The following is a 16,743-nucleotide window of genomic DNA, read 5'->3' on the forward strand; positions in this document are numbered from 1 at the left end:
TCGACGACATCCGCTGGCGGCGCGGCACGGTCACCCGCAGCCCGATCCACCTGCCCGCGACCTGGTGACTGCCTGCCGGTCGGCGCCGTAGAGGCTTGCGTCGGAGCTCGGAAGGCGCGCTAGCTTCTCGCAGGGCCGCGGGCCTGGCCTGCGCACGGTGGCGGACCTTCCGGTGGGGCCCGCCGGCCTCGGCCGACGAGCCCACGACGGCTACCCGGCCGCCGCGTTGGCAGCGAGTTCGTCGATGCGGTCGGCGATCGGCTCGCTCCACCCGTCCGGGAGGGCGCCTGGGTCGGAGCCCTGGAACCCGACGTAGGCCAGGCGGTGGGCCAGCGGCAGGTCGTGCTGGGTTCGCAGGAGGTCGAGCAGGTGTCCTCGCGGGGTGTGGACCGTGGCATCGGTCACACCAGCCGTGACCAGGACGTCATGCATCGCGCGGGCGACGGCGCCTTCGGCGTCGAGGTGGGGAAGGACCAGCAGATCCCCTGGCTGGAGGCCAGGTCGGACGGCTTCGACGGCGTCGCCGACGATGCGTGGAAGGGCGATGGTCCTCGGCACCCTGCCGCGCACGGTGAGGTAGTGGCGGCCGTCTCTGATGGTGACGTCGGCCTCGGTCAGCTCGTCCATCTCGCCGGGGCGGAGCCCGGCGTGGAAGCTGAGCTTGACGACGAGGTCACGGTCGGGGCCGGCCTCGGCGAGCATCGCAGCGACTTCGTCCGGGGTGATGGTCGCCCGCTGGAGGGATCGGCGTCGGGGGTCGGTATCGGCTTCGGTGAATTTGGGCATCGGTGTTTCCTTCGGGGGCGTCGTCGGGGTCACGATACGGCTGGGTACTGACAGCGCCCCCGGGGCCGCTGGTCGGGCAGTCCCCGGGGGCGAGGCCGGTGGGAGGTGGTCTGGGTCAGCGATCCGGCCGCCGGCCGGGGGGTTCCGTGATCACGTCGACGGACTTGTGGGCGTCCGGCGCCTGGTCGATCGTGCCGAGTCGCAGCTGGTGCGGGGCGCCCCCGGCCTGCCGCTGGACCGCCCCTTCGCCCGGGGTTCCGGGGCCCTTGCTCGTGGTGCTCACGGTACGGGGCGGCCTCGGGATGAGTTCGCCTTGGCCGTTGCCGGGCCGCAGGGTGGTGACGCGGGGTCGGTCGCCGTGGACGTCGGGGACGCCGCGGGCTCGGAGGTAGTGGGCGAACTGCCAGTTCCGGCAGGTTCGGAAGGCGTGATCGCCGGCGTGGGGGTCGCTGGCGGGGATGTCGGCGTCGGTGAAGGGGATGGGTCGGACGCCGTCGAGATGCACGGTGAGGTCGTGCACCGTGAGGTCCTGGGTGTGGCCGGGTGCGAGTTCGAGGGCGAGGTGGGGGTTGTCCTCCCACTTGTAGGGGTTGGAGGTGACGCCGCACAGGTACCAGGCGAGGGCGTGGGGGAATTCGTCGAGTTCGACGGTGGCCTCGCGGGTGGTCTCGTTGATGTGCCGGCTGTAGCGGCCGTGGAGGGCGACCGCGCAGTGGCGACTGAGGTCAATGCCGGTGATGTATTTGAGCCACAGGTACCGGTACTTGCGCTCCCCTACTTGGAGGGTGATGGATGGCAACTGGGTTGTCCGTTCTGTGAGTTGAGGAAACCTTGATGTTTATATTTTATACTCACAGAGGATGGTTGCCTAACCGTCGTCACGCTCCTTGCAGGCCCGCATCAGGGCCTCCACCAGCGGCCGGTGCCGGTTGTGCCGGTACTCCCCCGGGTACTCCATGTTGAACTCCAGCTCCAGCGCCGCCCGTCGCTCGCCCTCCGGCAGCGCCTTCGGCTTCCGGCACACCGCGTAGATGTTCCCGCCGTTGGGGTTGCCGCGGATCTCGACCTCGTCGAAGTACCGGGCCATCAGGGCTCGGAGGGAGTCCGGGTCGTGGAATCGCTGCATGGTCCACACGCCGGCGCGGAACGTCGCGGTGAAGCCGTTCTCGTCCAGGAACTCGATGCTGCGCCTGTACCGGCCGTTGTTGCGGGCCTTCTTGCCGGACACGCGGCGCTCCACCGAGCCGAGGGACCTGGTCCCGGTGTAGAAGGTGCCGTCCTTGGAGAGCAACGAGTTGCACGTGGCGACCACGGCGTTCTCGAAGTCCAGCGACGTGACCGAGTTCAGCACCGAGTCGAGGACGACGACGTCGTACAGGCCGTTCGCGGGGACGTCCCGCTGGAGGTCGCGGATGTGGCTGACGGTGGCGGCCACGTCCAGGGCGTTCTGCTTGCCGGCGGCCTTGACGTGCGGCTCGTACCAGTGGGCGTCCCAGCCCTGCGCCTTGATCCGCTGGATGTACGCCAGCTCGCCGGCGCCGAAGTCCATGACGCGCTGGCCGGGGCGCAGCGCGGGCAGGACGTGCTGCTCGTACGTCGTGGACTTGTTGGATTCGCCTTCGTCGCCGCCCAGGCGGTGCATTTGGCACCAGTGCTGGTTGTAGGCGCGGATGCCGAGCTGGGTGTAGTCGTAGACCCCGTAGTCGCCGTCGAGCCACACGGCGAGTTCGTCGGCTTCCTGCACGGACAGCCGGTAGCACAGCAGCGGCAGCTTCAGGTCGGAGACGACCACCGCGTAGTCGTTGTTGAGGATGACCCTGCCGGCCGAGTCGGCGACGACCGAGCCCCAGGTGCCGTAGCGGGTGACCAGGCGGCGGATCTCGGCCTGGATCGCCGGGTTGGAGCGGGACACCGCGGTGACGTCCTCTGGCCGGATCCACTCCCAGCCGTGCGCGTCCGGCCCGGATGCCGGCACCTTCACCTTGGAGCCGTCGGTCTCGATCGAGTTGTGGAGCAGGTTGAACTGGACTTCGTCCTGGGTGGAGACGTGGCCGTCGAGGAGGATCGCCGGGGCGTGGGTCTGGCCGATGGCCTTCAGGGACTTGGTGCGCTGATGACCGGCCACGAGGATGCCGTTGCCGTTGACGATCACCGGCTTCACGCAGCCGAACAGGGCCAGGGACCGCTGGAGCCTGTCGAAGGCTTCCTCGCTCAGGCGGCGCGGGTTGTACGGGGCCGGCTTGAGCCCGTCGATCGCGTACGCCTCTACGAACTCAGGCACCGACGGCCTCCTGCTGCGCCTCGTGCTGGTCGAGGAGGTAGTGCGCGAAGCCGGTGTCCGTACCGCGGGCGTCGTAGAACGCCTCGTGGACGTTGTTCAGCCGCTCGACCTCGTCCTTGGTGATCTGAACGCGGGTGGTGCCCCACTGCACGAAGCCCCACTGGAGGTGCTCGTCGGCGGTCTTGTCGCCTTCGCGTTCGGTGGTCTCGGCGGCGAGCTGGGACGGCAGCTCGATGCCGTCGAGGAGGTCGTCCACGGCGTCCTGGTCGTAGCCGGTGCCGTCCAGGTCGGGGAGGCCGGACAGGATGTCGGCGAGCAGCTCGGTGTCGTACCCGGCCAGGTCGCTGGTGCGGTTGTCGACGATGACGATCTTCGCCGCGTCGTCGTCGTCGACGTCGACCCAGGACACGGCGATCTGGTCCCAGCCGCGCACCTGGGCGGCGTCCCAGGTGTGGTTGCCGGCCAGGATCTCGTTGCGGCGGCCGGTCAGGGTTCCCCGGTTGGCGACGATGGGCTTGAACTGGCCGTGCCACAACAGGGATTCGGCGACCGCGGCGACGTCGCCGCGCCGCGGGTTGCGGTGGTAGCGGGTGAGGTCGCCGATCGGAACGGCGAGAGGCAGCAGGGAGTCAACGATCCGGTCGATCGGTTCAGGCACGAGCTGGTCCTTCGTAGGCCGATTCCCCGCGCCCTATGCCGCAACAGCCTAGACGACACCTCCTCCGGGAGTTGCTTCGACCAGGCCCGGGAGGCGGCCCGAGACATCGCCACCGGCACCGGATTGACAGCGTCGTGGACGCTCGCGAACTCAAGGTCGCCACGGCGCCGAGTATGCCCGGCGCCTGGATACCCCGGGCTTGAGCACATTGGTGCGGGCGGGGCCCATCGCGGGAAAGCCTCAGGCGACGCAGCTGTCCTGTCGGAAAGTCAACTACCTTGAGCGAGAGGCACGCAGATCTCGTTCATTCGGATGCAAGCACACCTCGACGTCCGGTAGCGTGCTCGGCAGCGTGGTCCACCCCCACTCACTGGCTTTCGCCAGGAGGGAGGTGATCACATGAGTCGAAAACGCGGCAAGCATCATCTGCAAAAGCGGCGCGCTCGACAACTCAAGCGGTACCAGAAAGTTCAGCGGCCGGTAGCCCGGCGACAGCAGGTACCGTGGCTTCGAAGGAACTGGTTCTGGCTTGACACCAGCATCCAGGTTCTGGCCGCTGTCCTGCTAGCAGTGGGACAGGCCGCCCTAGTTTGACCCTAGGGCGGCCCACCCCCTGACCGAGGGGTGGACCACCTGTCGCGGGCCGCACCCTGATCCGGTGCGGCTCGCGGCATTTCTGGCGTTCCGGCGCCCACGGCCGATGAATCGACCTTAGCGCGCGGAAGACTTGTACAACAGCAGAATCCGTCCGAGTTGTCGTGCGTGATCACGCTCTTGGCGCCCGACAACTTGAACTTCCAGGCCTTATGCGGCAGCCGGTGCACCCCTGTGCCTGAGGCTTTGACGAACGCCGGACGGCGGTCCCATACTCGGCGCCGAGCGGTGGCGCAGCAGCTGCCGTCTTCCCCATCCAACAGTGTGGGGTGTGCTTCGTGTGGATGACTTCCGCTCGTCCCGGATCAACGAGCGAATTCAGCTAGCCCTCCCCCGCAGTCAGGGCCGAAGCAGCAGCACCACGATGACGGGACTCAGTAGGTTCCCGGGTCGCAAACGAGGAACCGCGGCCGGGCGGGTTCGAGCCAACTCGGATGCGACGACGGCAAGTTCGTCCGGACTCGCCCCTGCGCATGCCGGTCGACTCCCTCACGATCACCAGGGGAACCGGCATGGACCACATGAAATTGATCGCGATCGTGGGCATCGTGACCCTCATCGCGGAAACGATCTTGGACTGCGCGATCCAGCTGCTCGGCAAGGTGGCTGACCTCGGCCGGCAGGCGGGCAGGGCAGTACGGGCGTGGCGTACAGCCCTGCATGGTCGCAACGCACCTGCGGCGAGGCCTGGCAAACCGGAGGGCAGGGAAGCCCAAGCGGTCGTAGCGGGCGGACGGCGCGCGGGGACGTTCGGACGTGCGAACGCCTCTGCCGGTTCACCCGGCGCCGCCCGCCAGGCCGCGCGAAGGAGTCGACAGTCGCACCTGCGACCCGAGCGGCGAGGCCGCTGACTGAGAGCCGCCTAGATCAACTTGACGGAGCATCACGCCAGTCGTCAGGATCGACGTGGACTTGCGGTCCATAGGACCATCCGAGCGCGGGAATCGCTCGGGCGTGCAATTTGGCACTGTGGCACACCCGCCGCCGGCGCGGCGGGGCTTCAGTTCCGACCCCCATGGCTTACGGGGAGCACGCAGCGTGGTGGCCGTCCAGCCGCAGCCCTGCGCGTCGTTCATGCGCAGCACGAGATCGCGCGCCGGCGTGTCTCGATTCGAGCCGTCCGCAGGCGCGGAGGTCGGATCGAGCCCGCCCCGCGCAGGGTCAGCTCCGCCTCCTATGAGATCCGTGAGGTAGGGGACTGATGGGTAGTGCCGGCTGGGTCGCAATGACCCTTGCCTTCGTGATGGGTATCGCGACGCTGCTGGGCGCGGTGTTCGATCAGATCTCGTCGCTCAGCCGGAAGGCGCTTGGCGCGCTCGCGGCAATCCGCGAGGTGCGTGCCGCATGGCGCGATCCAGGGAAGGTGGAGGAGCCCACGCATGGACCCGCCCACCACGATGCACCCCGCTAGGGGAGCTCTTCGTCGCCGTGGTCGATGGCCTTGGCCTGTTGTGGGGTGATCTCGCCCGCGCAGAGGCGGCGGACGGTGTCCATCCGCTCGGTGAAGGTGGTGTGGCCGGAGGCGATGAGGTCGGTAGCAGCTTAGAGTCGGGCTTCGGCGTCTTCGGCGCGTTGCCACAGGCGGTCGAGTTCGGGGTCGGTGATGGTGCTGGCGGTGACCCGTCGGCGTGGGGTGGCAGGGTTGTCAGTCACTTCGGGTTCCCGTTCCGCCGGCGGTTCGACCAGCCGGTATCCGGTGCGGCGCGGTTGTCCGTTGGCCGTGGTGGCGGTCGGGTGGAGCGAGTTAAGGAGGACGTGCCGGCGGCGGGCCGGTCCCGGGCCGAGGGTTTCGACCTCGGCCCGGTTGCCGGTGATAGCGAGGACGCGGATGCGCCGCTGTTCATCGAGGGGGTGGCAGGCCTCGTAGACCTGTCCTTCGGTCACCTGGTGCATGGTCATCGATTGTTGCACCGGCAGAGGCTGGAGACGGGGTCGCACCAGGAGTCGCAGGACTTGCACCAGACGGCCCCGGGGCGGGGCGGGGTGCGCTCGGCGGGCCGGGTGTTCGGATTGGTGGTCACGTCTTGTTCTTCCTCTGCTGGTGGGAGTGAAGGGCTTGGAGGAGCTGTTCGCGGTGCCAGGCGGCTTTCGGGTCGGGCCAGCGGCTGCTGTGGCGGCGGGTTCGGGGCGCCGGCGGGGCCGGTGGGGCGGGTAGGTGCTGTTCGGCTCTCAGGGCGGACAGGGGCCCGTAGCGTTCCTGCATCAGCCGGGCGTAGGCCTCGGGGTCGGCGGCGCCGTGGGCGGTGTAGGTGTCGTGCACGGTGGTGCTCCTTGGGCATGCGCAGGCCCGCCCGACGGGGGGTGTCGGGCGGGCCTGGTCGTGACGTGCTGGCTGGCGGTCCTCTCGTGGCGTGCTCTTGGGAGCTGCCCGTTCCTGGCAGGTGGGGCGCGGGGGGAGTGCCGCCTGCCAGGACCGTGAGAGGAGTGTCACGGCGCATGCGTCGGGGGTGGGTCCGGGTGGGGCTGGACCCCCAGGTTCCGACAACATGCCGACCGTATCATCAATGAGTGCCCATACAAGTCACGGGCACATGGAAGGGCGCTCGGCCGGACTCGCCTCCCCCTTCAGCTCCTGCGCCGTGCAACCCTCGAAGGGCGTCGTCCCAAAGGCGTCGCTGTCCGGGTCGTGACCGGGGGGATCGAACAGCGCATCCTGCCTGCCGGTGCCGTACCAGGCGGCGGGGGGCATCTGAAGCCAGTCAGGGCGGGGCATGATCCGTACCTTTCGTGCGCGGGGTGGTGCGAGTCATTTGTAGCGGGCGCGGGCCGCCCGTGCCGGCGGACAGCGGGTTCGGAGGCGGCGGGTTGGGCCTTCCTGCCCGTGACCGGCGGCCCCTGTCGGGGCCGCCTGGGTCGTCCGGGTCAGGCGGCGACGGGCACCGGGGCGTCGGCGTCCTCGGCGATGTCGGCGCCCTCGGCGACGATCTCGGCGAGCATCTCGGCGAACTCGGCCTCAAGCCGGTCGTCGGGGTTGCCCAGCCCGGTGTTGCCGTCCTCGTCGGGCGTCTCGGAGAGGGTGGGGGCCACAGCCGCGCTGGAGGCCACGATCTGGCGGGCGTCGGCGTGGGCCTTGGCCTGTCGGAGCTGGAACTTGGCATCCTGGAGGCTCTTGGCGGTGCGCTCCAGCTGGTCCAGGCGGGCGGCGATCTGGCCTTCCAGGGCCACGGCCAGTTCCTCGATCGGGGTCTTGGCGAGCTCCTCCAGGAGTTCGCGGACACGCTCGATCTGGTCCAGCTTGTTGCGGGTGGCTCGCCGGGCGGCGGTTCGCTCGACCCGCTCGTCCTCGGTCAGCTCCTCGACGTCGAACATGCCGGGCTGGCGCTCCTGCTCGCGGACCTGGTGGGCGAAGTGGAGCAGTTCGTTCTCGTCCATGGGCTTGCCGTCGTCGCCGCCGTTCGCCCACTTCTTGATGACGGCCTCCTGGTTCTCCGGCTTCAGCTCGGAGATGCGGTGCGCGGCGGCGACTCCGATGTGACCGTAGGTCAGGTGGTGTCGGACGGAGGGGACCAGGCTGAGCAGCTGCAGGCGCATCTTGACGTAGCGGGGGGTCTTGCCGTAGTCCTCGGCGATGTCCGCCTCGGTGAGTTCACTGCCGTCCTCGTTCCGGTCCTCGTCGAGGATCTTCTGGAATCCGGCCGCCTCCTCCAGCGGGGTCATGTCGGCGCGGCCCATGTTCTCCGCCATCGAGCGCCGGAAGGCCTTGATGTCGACAGCGGTGTCGACGATCTCTGCCTTGATGGTCGTCTTCCCGACGTCCATGCTGGCGCGGTAGCGGCGCTCGCCCGCGACGATCTCGTAGCCGCCCGCGGGGCGCCGGCGGACCTCGATCGACTGGATGACTCCGAACTTCCGGATGGAGGAGCGGAGTTCTTCCATCTTCTCCTCGTCGAAGTACTCGCGGGGCTGCTTCGGGTTCGGGTGGATCTGGGTCAGCTTGAGCATCTTCGCCATGGTGTGACTCCTATCAGGATTCCGGGGGCTTCCCCCCTCTTCATGTTTAAATTCTATACTCATTCAGATGGGGGTGCAATCTCGGCGAGGAAGAATTTGAGGCAGTTTCAGCCACGCCTGCCGGGGCCGAAATATGCCAGCATCCAGACAGTGCGGACGTCAGCCGGAAGTGTCGCCTTCGGCATCATCAGGGCCGCTCGCCGCCGGCCGCCCGGAATCCGAGAGGAGCACGAGGGCGCTGACGGCTTCCCGCCCAGAGAGAGGGCTGTCGTATTCGAACTCGACGGTCAGGCCGGCGCGGCGGCGCTCCGCGAGCACGCGCAGCACGCCTTCGCAGCTGATCGCCATCAGAAAGCCCTTTCATGCCCGCGCGCAGGCTCATCAGCAAGCCTGCGCGCCCCGGCCCACGGTGTCGCTCGCTGCGGATCATCAAACCGCTGACCTGGTCGAATGGTGCGACCGGCGGCCACATCCTGCACCGAGATCAACAAACTGTCAAAGGAAGATCCTTTGGATTCCGGGCGCCACCGGCATGTACCGTACCTGTTGCCGATCGCCAACAAGATTTCCTTTGCGGCGCGAACAACAGGGGGACTCCAATGATCACGCCAGCCGATAAGGCCGACGGGCTATGGAGCCTCGCAGGCAAGCTCAAGCACCTCCGCGCAAGACTCACCAAGGACGGCGAGAAGCCTCCCACCACCCGTGATCTTGCGTCCCGGACAGCCGACGAAAGCGGAAAGCCGGCACTGGATCACACCGTGATTCACGCCACGCTTTCCGGAACGAAAGTCAACCCCCCCTTGAAGACCCTCTTGGGGCTGGCCGACGCGTTCGACTGCCCGCCTCCGTACCTGATGCCGGGAGAACACGACCTGGCCTCGCTGGAGGTCTACTACGAGCACCCGGCAGCCCGCGAGGCCCTACGCCTAGTCGCCGAGCTCGGAGAGACCGGCGCCGACGCGCTGCTCCAAGCCGCCCGCGCCCTGCGCGAAGCACGCGGCCTGGACACTGCGGCCAAGACCCGCCGCCGCGGGCGCCTTTCCCGTGCCGAGGCCGCCGAGGCGAGCTTCCGGGAGACCGAGCTCTTCCTGAACTGCTAGGCCCTGCCTGCTTCTGCTACCCGCCGCCTGCCGCGGCAGCAACCCGAAACGAGTACCACCGTGCACATCGCAGCCCTGCTGCTGGGCGCCGCCCTGGTCGCGCTATGCGTCACCGCCGCCGTCATGACCCGGATGACGCTGCACAGCACGCACTCACTGGCCCGCTGGAGCCGAGTCACCTCCGCAGGCGCAGGCCTGCTCGCTCTCCTGCTCACCCTGCCCGGCATCTCGACCGGCGTCGACTCGGCCTCCGGCGTCGGCAACCTCCACATGCTGCTCGCGCACCTGTGCGGGATGCTGTCTCTGGTCGCGATCCGTGTCCTGCTGGTGGCCTGGACACATCCCCGCGAGGCCCGAGCCTCGGCGCTCAGCTTCCGGCTCGGTGTGGCGGGCGCGACCGCGGTGGCGGCTGCCGTGGTGTTCTCGCTTGCCGACAGCAGCGGCATGGAGTTCATCAACACGTACGCGGACAACGGCGGCGTGGCTGCCTATCTGCTGATCGTCGATGCGTACTGGGTGCTGGTCGGGGCCTCCATCGCCCGGGACTGCGCTCCCTTGGCCCTCTACAACTCCCGGGCGGGCCGCCGCGTCTTCGGCGCCGGCCAGGCCTTGATCGCCCTCGGCGGCGCAGCGTGTGCGGTGTGGGGCGCCACCGAGGGAGTGTTCGTCGCCTTCACGCAGGCGGCCGGTACCGCGTGGAGCACCGGCCTTCAGGACGTGATCAGCTCGTCCGCCGCGGGGCTGTTCACCCTGAGCCTGTTCTCCGGGATTGTTGTCGCCTCCACTCCCCGCGCACTCCCCCGCCGGTGACCAGCGCCCGGCGGCAGCTAGGAGGCGCGACGGATGGGTGGCGGGGCAGGCTTGTCCCGCCACCACAGCACGACGCGTCCCGGCCGGAGCTTGCGGACTCCTTGGCCGCCGGGGTGGACGTCGACTCGGTGGAGCAGGAGCTTCGCCAGTCCGGCTTTGGCCTCCGTAGGCGCCGAGTTCCACCAGTCGACGAGCTGCTTGATGCTCCCGCTCACCGGAGTAGCGGCTGCTCGTTCCAGGACTCGGATCCGCTGGCGCAAGGCCTTCTGCTGCTGGACGCCGCTTTGACGCGCCTTGGCGGCGCTGGTGGCCGTGATCTCGTGGCGCAGCACCATGTCGGCGAGGCTGTCGAGCCCGTGGGTGACCGAAGCCAACTCCGCCTTGGCGGCGGCGACTTCCTTCTCCACCTCGGCCCGCGCGGCCTCCAAGGCCTTCTGGGTACCGGGCTCCATCAGCCGAGCGACGATCTCTTCGCCGAGGTGGTCTTCCAGGACCTGCGCGGAGATCCGGACCCGCCCGCAGTCTCCGGGCCGGTCGGCCCGAGGCCCAGCCGAGCAGCAGTAGCCGGGGCGGCCGGCGTTGGTGCGCAAGCCCTGGTGGTTGGCGCCGCACAGACCACACACGACGAGGTCGTTGCTGCTGAAGGCGTAGTCGTAGTCGGGCTGGGGGTTGGCCTTCCGGCTGGCCTCTCGCTGCTCGCCCTCGGCCGTGTCCATGGCCTGGAGCTGCGCGAACTGCTCCGGGGTGATGACACCCGGGTGCCCGGCATCGACGAGCTCGCCGTTCGGGCCGGGCTTGAGTCCGGCGATCGCCGGGGTGCGGAACAGCCGGGCAATGGTCTGGCCGGTGAACGCGGAGCCGAGCGTGCCGACGACGCCGAGCGCGTTGAGGCGCGCGGCAGCACCGGCACGGGTGGTGCCCCCGTTGATCCGGAGTTCCACGGCCTCCCTCAGGGCCTGTGCCTCGTCCGCCACCAGGGCACTCTTGTCGGGGGTGAACCCGAAGAGCCTCGCCGCCACTGCGTCCCTTCCCATCCGGACACCTGTTACGTGATGGAGACTCTTGGAGGAGTCTCCATCACGTTGCACGCATCAAGCTGCAACAAGGCCTTCGATCTGGAGGTGCCTCCACAGCGATGCGGTGAGGACCCGCTTCGAGCCCCCGACGCTGATCATGTCCAGCGGGAAGAGTCCGTCGCGAATCGCCGTGTACGCCGTGTTGGGGCCCACGCCCAGCGCCCTGGCCGCGGTCACCACGTTGATGGTGACCGGCAGGTTTCTCACCTGCTCCAGGGTCATGCCGCGCCCGGACTCCGACTGCGTCTCGCCGGTCTTGTCGATCTTCATTTCGAGTCGTCGCGTTTCTCCCCCGCGCCAACTATGCCCAGCCTACCCACTCAGGTGAAGACGGGTGCGGATAGTGCCAGACGCCCAAGGATAACGCCCCGCACATGCCAGGCGGTAGCCGCCGGGAAGGCCGGCGAAAGGTGGGGTCGATCCGCCAAGCCCCAAGAACAGAAGGGGTATTGCGTGTACATCTGATCAAGATCGAGGCAAAATGGAACACATGTTCGAGCTGTGCCTTCCGTGGCCACTCGACCAGCGCCATCGACGTGAAAGGGGAAGGCTGGCCCATGTTCGAGGAGAGGACCTACAAGCGGTGCGGGTGCAAGGGCCCGCTGTACCACCGCCGCGGCAAGGACAAGGGCAAGCCCGTCCTGAACGACGACGGCACCCACAAGATCGGCGACCTCGGCACCGGCTGCCCCGACCTGGAGCAGAAGCGCAACCACGGCTCCTGGTACTACTTCCTCCTCATCGAGGACGACACCGGCAAAGAAGCCATCCGCGTCCGCAAGGGCGGCTTCCGCACCCAGGACGACGCCGCCAAGGCATGCAAGGAGGTCTGGGACGACTACCAAGCCGGCCTGGACATCGACGTGGAAGAAACGTTCGGCGCCTACCTGGACCGCTGGGCCGACAAGAAGACGGACGTCGCGCTGTCCACGGTCGCCAAGTACCGCGAGCACATCCGCCTGCACATCGCCCCCTATATCGGGCGCATCGACCGCAAGAAGATCCGCAAGAGGCACATCGAGCAGATGTTCGCGGCGATCCAGGACCGCAACGTCACCGTCCAGGCCCACCGCGAGTACGTGGCCCTCCTCGCACAGGACTGCGAGAACAAGCGGCAGGCCTGGCGAGCCGCCCCCAGCCAGGGGGACCGGAAGATTCTGCGGGCCTCCTGGCACGAGGCCCGTGAACTCCTTGCCGCCGAGCGCAAGAAGATGCGCCGCGTCACCGACGTCCAGACCCAGTACCGCATCCGCGCCACGCTCTCCTCTGCCCTCGGCGACGCCGTACGCGCCGAGGAGGTGAAGAAGAACTGGGCCGAGCTGGTCAAGCTGCCCAAGGCGAACCCGCCCAAGCCGATGCTGTGGACGCCCGGCCGTGTGCGCCGCTGGCGCGAGACCGGCGAGATACCCGGCAAGGTGATGGTCTGGACCCCCCAGCTCACCGGCGAGTTCCTCGACTTCGTCGTCAACGACGACCTGTTCGACCTGTGGCACTTCATGGCGCTGCGCGGCCCGCGCCGTGGTGAGGCCTGTGCCCTACCGTGGACGGAGGTCGACCTTGATGCCATGTCCGTCACGATTAGCCGTCAGATCGTCTCCATCGCCTACAAGTTGTTCGGAACGACACCCAAGGCCGACTCCGAACGCATCCTCGACCTCGACAGCGAATCAGCCAGGCTCTTCGAGAAGCGCGCCGTCCTTCAGGTCGAGCAGCGCGAGAAGGCAGGTGTGGCCTGGCAGAACACCGGCCTGGTCTTCACCCAGGAAGACGGCTCCGGCTACCACCCCGACTTCCTGACCCAGCGGTTCAAGCGCCTCGTGGAACTCTCCGGCCTGCCTCCGATCACCCTTCACGGCCTTCGTCACGGCGCAGCCTGCATCGCCCACGCCAGTGGATCGGACCCCAAGGAGATCTCCGAGCAGCTCGGCCACAGCACCATCAAGATCACGATGGACACCTACACCAACGTCCTGCCCGAGGCGAAGAGGCTCCGGGCCGAAGCCGCACTGGCCCTCGTCCCCCGCTCCGGCCGCCAGGCCCCCGCCGCCCCGGCGGAGACCGAACTGGCCACGGACACTCCGGACACCGGGCACGTCGCCGTCCCGGCACAGGCCCCCATGCTGGCCCCGGCCGCCGAACCCGGGCCCGCGCTGCGCCCGGCCAGCGGCGGACGCCTCGCAGCCCTCAAGCGGCTCCGCGAGAAGAAGGCGGCCAGCGGGGTGTAGATCGGGCTGGTTCGCACTCGTCGAGGTGGCTGGAACCTCGCGTCAAGATCACCATTGCCGGACGCCGACTCCTGAACCTTCAGCGAGTCACCAGGACGACGTCCCCCTTCACAGCGGCGAACCCCCGGCCACCGTCGGCCGGGGGTCTTGATGCCGATACTCAGGGCGTCGTGGTGTCCATCCGCTTCTGCGGCAACCCGCAGAGCCGGTCCAGGGTGATGAAGTCCTTGTCCACATGCAGGACCGACATGCCCATGAGCCGGGCATTCGCCCCAAGCAGCAGGTCCACCGGTGAGGCCGACTCATGGGCAGCAGAGTCAGTTAGTTTCAGCTGCAACAGCTCCGCCTCGTCGTAGGCGTCCTTGTGCATCTCGACCGGCGGAAAGATCTCTTCGAGGTTCCTGAAATACCGGTCTCGCTCGCCGGCTCGGCGCACGGCCTTGCCCATCTCCAGACGGGTGACCTGGCACATCCCGACAAGGCCGGATCGGATCGGCCCGATCCACGCCGGGTACAGCGACGCCTTGTGCAGGTACCGGGCAGCAGCGGATGTGTCTACGAGGTACTGGATCATGCGGAGGACTCAGCCTCGCTCTCTCGGTACCTTACGGTCAGGCCCCTGAGGCGCCTCCCCGCTAGACGCTCGGCCTCCTGAACCTCGGGCTCGCTAAGGCCCAGTTCACGGAGAATGCAGTTGATCTCCACCCGGCGTGCGGCGCTTGCCAGGAGCTGACTTGTCAGGTTGTGCCTGCGCACCGGCGCTTGCCGCAGGTCGGACACCAGCTCCTCGACCCCTCGCGCAACCAGGGTCGAGTTCAAGTAATGACGGGGCAGAACATGAGATCGAACCTCAGGCAGCACATTCGGCCTGCCCTGTAGGGCACGACGCACGTTGCGGATGTGCTCGGCAAGGTCTACGGAGCCTTCGCTGTGCTCGCCGTCACCGTCGTCCAGGTCCTCTCCGATGAGCGAGCTGAGATCGACGTCGCCGTCCTCGACCATCTTCGAGATGTCGTCGTACGCGGCGTGAACTCTCGATCGCCCTACAACATCCGCTACCGCCGCCTTGATCGTCTCGGCAGGTGTTGAGGTACCGAGCGCCTCGCCAGCTGCTTCGAGATCCGCGTCGTCGACTTCGACCGCGAGCACCCCGCCCTCGGTCTCAATCTTGATCACTGCCACGTCATCACCCCCTACGTCTCCGCTGGAACCGCTGCCAGGACCAGTATCGGCCAGGAGTCGCCACTGCGGCCCCATGGCCCCGGCCTAGAGCGCGGCTAGCACTCAGACCGCGTCGTACTCTCGCTCAAGCCAGGCCAGCTCGGCGACCCACAGGGCATCGTCACCGCCAGGACGCAGGAACGGCTTCTGGCGGGCAAGCTTAAAGAACCCGCCGGACGGTTTCCCCGTGTCCTTGCGCACCACGACGGCGGACAGCATCGGCGCCTCCTTCCCACCGTGGAGGCGGGTGCAGTCCTCCAGCAGGTAGGGCATCGGCCCATCGTGCGCGGGGACCGGGTGCCCATCCTTGACGAGCATGCTGCTCAGGTCCGCGTAGTACAGCGGCCGAAACGGTCGAGCGACCCAGCCAAGGAGGATCCTCTCCATCGCCTCCAGCGCCGCCGCGTACTCTGCGTCACCTCGTCGCGTGACCTCTCCCTGTGCCCGTGCTCGGTCTTCTGCCCCACAGAATGCCGTGTCGATGGGCGCAGCGTGGGTGGATTCCGGGAATTCGGATGCGCTCGTTGGGTGGCTGATCCGACCGGAGGGGAGAGGTCCGACCTGGCTCTCGGTCTGCTCGCACGCCGAGGCCCGCTGACAGTGCGGCCCGACCTGAAGGGGGGTCGCGCCCCCCGTCGGTTCCCCAGGAATTCCCCAACGCGGGTGAACCTCGGCGTGCCAGAGCCGATCCGGTTGGCGCGTGCCCTAGAGTCCTCGTGTAGGAGTGAGCATTTTCCCTGGTCAGGGGCACGAGGGCGCTGACCTGACGTCAGTCTCAGGTGTGGGGCGGGTGGGACTCGAACCCACGACCAAGGGATTATGAGTCCCCTGCTCTAACCGGCTGAGCTACCGCCCCGGTTCGCCGCGCGCACCGGTCGTCGGCACACGGCAGCAGCAGACGGCCCCAGCGAGGCCGTCCCGGGCAGCATAGCCGGTCGATCACCCGTGGTGCGCGCCGGGGGCGCAGGAGGGTGCGCGACGGCGGGCGGCTCCCGGGCGGCGCAGCCCGGGTGGCGTCGGGGCGCCCGACCGGGGCAGCCTGGACGGATGACGACACGTGGGACGGGGGCGGTGGCCGCGGCGCTCGTCCTGGCGCTGGCCGCGGCGGGCTGCACCACCGCGGCGGGACCGGGCGGCGGCGGAACCCCGACCGTCACCTCGGCACCGCCCACCGCCGCCCCCTCCGACAGCCACGGCTGGAGCCGGCAGCGACTCAAGGGCGCGGCCGGCCGGCACACCGGGGTCACCCGCACCGCCAAGCCCACCGTGCTCAACGGCCTGGTCGGCGCGGTGTTCACCCGCAACGCCGACGGCGACCACTTCTGCACCGCCAGCGTGGTCGACAGCGCCGGCCTCAACCTCATCGTCACGGCCGCCCACTGCGTCTGGGATCCCCGGCTCGGCCGCCGCGGCGACCTGGTCTTCGTCCCCGGCTACCGCGACGGGGACACCCCCAGCGGCGTCTGGCCGCTGCTGGCCGTCACCGTGGACGACGGCTGGAACGACCACGCCGACCCGGACGCGGACGTCGCCTTCGCGATCGTCCAGGCCCAGGGCGGGCGGCAGGTCCAGCAGGTGCTCGGCGCCAACCGACTCGGCGTCAACCGCGGCTACCGGCTCCCGGTGAAGATCACCGGCTACCCGAGCAGCAGCGGCGTCCCGATCACCTGCTCCAACACGACCGTCCAGCAGAGCCCCACCCAGCTCCGGATCGACTGCCCCGACTACACCGGCGGCACCAGCGGCAGCCCCTGGGTCACCGAATTCGACCCGGCCACCAGGACCGGCACCGTGGTCGGCGTGATCGGCGGCTACCAGGAGGGCGGCGACAGCCCGGACACCTCGTACAGCAGCTACTTCGGCGACCGCGTCCAGGCGCTGTACGACCGCGCCACCGGCTGACCGGGCGGCGGGCGGGGCCCGGCGGTGGCGCCGCCGGGCACGGCCTGGTAGATCTTCCTCACGAACGGCGGAACGC

Annotated in this window: 19 protein-coding genes and 1 tRNA gene; 5 read left to right on the forward strand and 15 right to left on the reverse strand. The window is 68.6% G+C overall.

Translation table 11 applies throughout. The features are described 5' to 3' along the window. Positions 1–210: 210 nt before the first annotated feature. The 4 genes from AB0E96_RS14360 to AB0E96_RS14375 form a co-directional block, all read right to left on the reverse strand. The gene (locus AB0E96_RS14360) at positions 211–786 is read right to left on the reverse strand and encodes a hypothetical protein (protein ID WP_359822819.1); all 576 of its coding nucleotides are present in this window, start codon (positions 784–786) and stop codon (positions 211–213) included. A 115-nt stretch (positions 787–901) separates the two neighbouring features. Next, entirely contained in the window at positions 902–1,585 is a 684-nt protein-coding gene (locus AB0E96_RS14365) for a hypothetical protein (RefSeq protein WP_359822822.1), read from the reverse strand. A 69-nt stretch (positions 1,586–1,654) separates the two neighbouring features. Further along, on the reverse strand, positions 1,655–3,067 hold the full coding sequence (locus tag AB0E96_RS14370; RefSeq protein ID WP_359822825.1) for a ParB N-terminal domain-containing protein: 1,413 nt from the start codon (positions 3,065–3,067) through the stop codon (positions 1,655–1,657). After that, positions 3,060–3,725 (reverse strand): ParB N-terminal domain-containing protein, encoded by a 666-nt coding sequence (locus tag AB0E96_RS14375; RefSeq protein WP_359822828.1) that lies wholly within the window; start codon positions 3,723–3,725, stop codon positions 3,060–3,062. The genes AB0E96_RS14370 and AB0E96_RS14375 overlap by 8 nt, the downstream gene beginning before the upstream one ends. Positions 3,726–5,580: 1,855 nt before the next feature. Between AB0E96_RS14375 and AB0E96_RS14380 the strand changes: the two genes are divergently transcribed. Further along, a complete protein-coding gene (locus tag AB0E96_RS14380) occupies positions 5,581–5,790 on the forward strand; it encodes a hypothetical protein (RefSeq protein WP_359822831.1) in 210 nt (69 codons plus the stop codon). Positions 5,791–5,921: 131 nt separating this feature from the next. On the opposite strand, the gene AB0E96_RS14385 is transcribed toward AB0E96_RS14380, so the two are convergent. The 5 genes from AB0E96_RS14385 to AB0E96_RS14405 all read right to left on the reverse strand — a co-directional run bounded on the left by AB0E96_RS14385 (position 5,922) and on the right by AB0E96_RS14405 (position 8,678). Then, on the reverse strand, positions 5,922–6,272 hold the full coding sequence (locus AB0E96_RS14385) for a hypothetical protein (protein WP_359822833.1): 351 nt from the start codon (positions 6,270–6,272) through the stop codon (positions 5,922–5,924). 2 nt (positions 6,273–6,274) lie between these two features. Then, positions 6,275–6,400, reverse strand: coding sequence for a hypothetical protein (locus tag AB0E96_RS14390; protein ID WP_359822835.1), 126 nt, complete (start codon positions 6,398–6,400; stop codon positions 6,275–6,277). Further along, positions 6,397–6,639, reverse strand: a complete 243-nt coding sequence (locus AB0E96_RS14395; protein WP_359822838.1) for a hypothetical protein — start codon at positions 6,637–6,639, stop codon at positions 6,397–6,399. Before AB0E96_RS14395 ends, AB0E96_RS14390 begins: the two co-directional genes overlap by 4 nt. Before the next feature lie 602 nt (positions 6,640–7,241). Beyond that, complete coding sequence (locus AB0E96_RS14400) at positions 7,242–8,330, reverse strand: ParB/RepB/Spo0J family partition protein (RefSeq protein ID WP_359822840.1); 1,089 nt, start codon at positions 8,328–8,330, stop codon at positions 7,242–7,244. Positions 8,331–8,489: 159 nt separating this feature from the next. Next, entirely contained in the window at positions 8,490–8,678 is a 189-nt protein-coding gene (locus tag AB0E96_RS14405; RefSeq protein WP_359822843.1) for a hypothetical protein, read from the reverse strand. Positions 8,679–9,133: 455 nt separating this feature from the next. Between AB0E96_RS14405 and AB0E96_RS14410 the strand changes: the two genes are divergently transcribed. Beyond that, positions 9,134–9,433, forward strand: a complete 300-nt coding sequence (locus AB0E96_RS14410) for a hypothetical protein (RefSeq protein ID WP_359822846.1) — start codon at positions 9,134–9,136, stop codon at positions 9,431–9,433. A 60-nt stretch (positions 9,434–9,493) separates the two neighbouring features. After that, positions 9,494–10,243, forward strand: coding sequence for a hypothetical protein (locus AB0E96_RS14415; RefSeq protein WP_359822849.1), 750 nt, complete (start codon positions 9,494–9,496; stop codon positions 10,241–10,243). Between the two features lie 17 nt (positions 10,244–10,260). Here the strand turns inward: AB0E96_RS14415 and AB0E96_RS14420 are convergent, their stop codons facing one another. Beyond that, on the reverse strand, positions 10,261–11,277 hold the full coding sequence (locus AB0E96_RS14420) for a recombinase family protein (protein ID WP_359822851.1): 1,017 nt from the start codon (positions 11,275–11,277) through the stop codon (positions 10,261–10,263). Between the two features lie 57 nt (positions 11,278–11,334). Next, positions 11,335–11,589, reverse strand: coding sequence for a DNA-binding protein (locus AB0E96_RS14425; protein ID WP_359822854.1), 255 nt, complete (start codon positions 11,587–11,589; stop codon positions 11,335–11,337). A gap of 287 nt (positions 11,590–11,876) precedes the next feature. Here AB0E96_RS14425 and AB0E96_RS14430 point away from each other — a divergent pair, with 287 nt between their 5' ends. After that, the gene (locus tag AB0E96_RS14430; RefSeq protein WP_359822857.1) at positions 11,877–13,544 is read left to right on the forward strand and encodes a site-specific integrase; all 1,668 of its coding nucleotides are present in this window, start codon (positions 11,877–11,879) and stop codon (positions 13,542–13,544) included. Positions 13,545–13,704: 160 nt separating this feature from the next. Here AB0E96_RS14430 and AB0E96_RS14435 read toward each other — a convergent pair whose 3' ends face one another. The 4 genes from AB0E96_RS14435 to AB0E96_RS14450 form a co-directional block, all read right to left on the reverse strand. Continuing rightward, complete coding sequence (locus tag AB0E96_RS14435; protein ID WP_359822859.1) at positions 13,705–14,118, reverse strand: PIN domain-containing protein; 414 nt, start codon at positions 14,116–14,118, stop codon at positions 13,705–13,707. Next, a complete protein-coding gene (locus AB0E96_RS14440) occupies positions 14,115–14,726 on the reverse strand; it encodes a hypothetical protein (protein WP_359822862.1) in 612 nt (203 codons plus the stop codon). Before AB0E96_RS14440 ends, AB0E96_RS14435 begins: the two co-directional genes overlap by 4 nt. A gap of 102 nt (positions 14,727–14,828) precedes the next feature. Next, the gene (locus AB0E96_RS14445) at positions 14,829–15,038 is read right to left on the reverse strand and encodes a hypothetical protein (RefSeq protein WP_359822865.1); all 210 of its coding nucleotides are present in this window, start codon (positions 15,036–15,038) and stop codon (positions 14,829–14,831) included. Between the two features lie 509 nt (positions 15,039–15,547). Continuing rightward, positions 15,548–15,621, reverse strand: a tRNA-Ile gene (locus AB0E96_RS14450). Positions 15,622–15,812: 191 nt separating this feature from the next. Here AB0E96_RS14450 and AB0E96_RS14455 point away from each other — a divergent pair. After that, positions 15,813–16,667 (forward strand): hypothetical protein, encoded by an 855-nt coding sequence (locus AB0E96_RS14455; protein ID WP_359822868.1) that lies wholly within the window; start codon positions 15,813–15,815, stop codon positions 16,665–16,667. The last annotated feature ends 76 nt before the right edge of the window (positions 16,668–16,743 follow it).

Source organism: Kitasatospora sp. NPDC036755, from assembly GCF_040636595.1.
Classification (GTDB): Bacteria; Actinomycetota; Actinomycetes; order Streptomycetales; family Streptomycetaceae; genus Kitasatospora.

What these genes read in the sequence shown, in the direction of transcription:
- AB0E96_RS14360 (WP_359822819.1), bottom strand. Translation starts at nt 786, where the DNA reads ATGCCCAAATTCACCGAAGCCGATACCGACCCCCGACGCCGATCCCTC.
- AB0E96_RS14380 (WP_359822831.1), top strand. Translation starts at nt 5,581, where the DNA reads ATGGGTAGTGCCGGCTGGGTCGCAATGACCCTTGCCTTCGTGATGGGT.
- AB0E96_RS14385 (WP_359822833.1), bottom strand. Translation starts at nt 6,272, where the DNA reads ATGCACCAGGTGACCGAAGGACAGGTCTACGAGGCCTGCCACCCCCTC.
- AB0E96_RS14400 (WP_359822840.1), bottom strand. Translation starts at nt 8,330, where the DNA reads ATGGCGAAGATGCTCAAGCTGACCCAGATCCACCCGAACCCGAAGCAG.
- AB0E96_RS14405 (WP_359822843.1), bottom strand. Translation starts at nt 8,678, where the DNA reads ATGGCGATCAGCTGCGAAGGCGTGCTGCGCGTGCTCGCGGAGCGCCGC.
- AB0E96_RS14420 (WP_359822851.1), bottom strand. Translation starts at nt 11,277, where the DNA reads ATGGGAAGGGACGCAGTGGCGGCGAGGCTCTTCGGGTTCACCCCCGAC.
- AB0E96_RS14425 (WP_359822854.1), bottom strand. Translation starts at nt 11,589, where the DNA reads ATGAAGATCGACAAGACCGGCGAGACGCAGTCGGAGTCCGGGCGCGGC.
- AB0E96_RS14430 (WP_359822857.1), top strand. Translation starts at nt 11,877, where the DNA reads ATGTTCGAGGAGAGGACCTACAAGCGGTGCGGGTGCAAGGGCCCGCTG.
- AB0E96_RS14435 (WP_359822859.1), bottom strand. Translation starts at nt 14,118, where the DNA reads ATGATCCAGTACCTCGTAGACACATCCGCTGCTGCCCGGTACCTGCAC.
- AB0E96_RS14445 (WP_359822865.1), bottom strand. Translation starts at nt 15,038, where the DNA reads ATGCCCTACCTGCTGGAGGACTGCACCCGCCTCCACGGTGGGAAGGAG.
- AB0E96_RS14455 (WP_359822868.1), top strand. Translation starts at nt 15,813, where the DNA reads ATGACGACACGTGGGACGGGGGCGGTGGCCGCGGCGCTCGTCCTGGCG.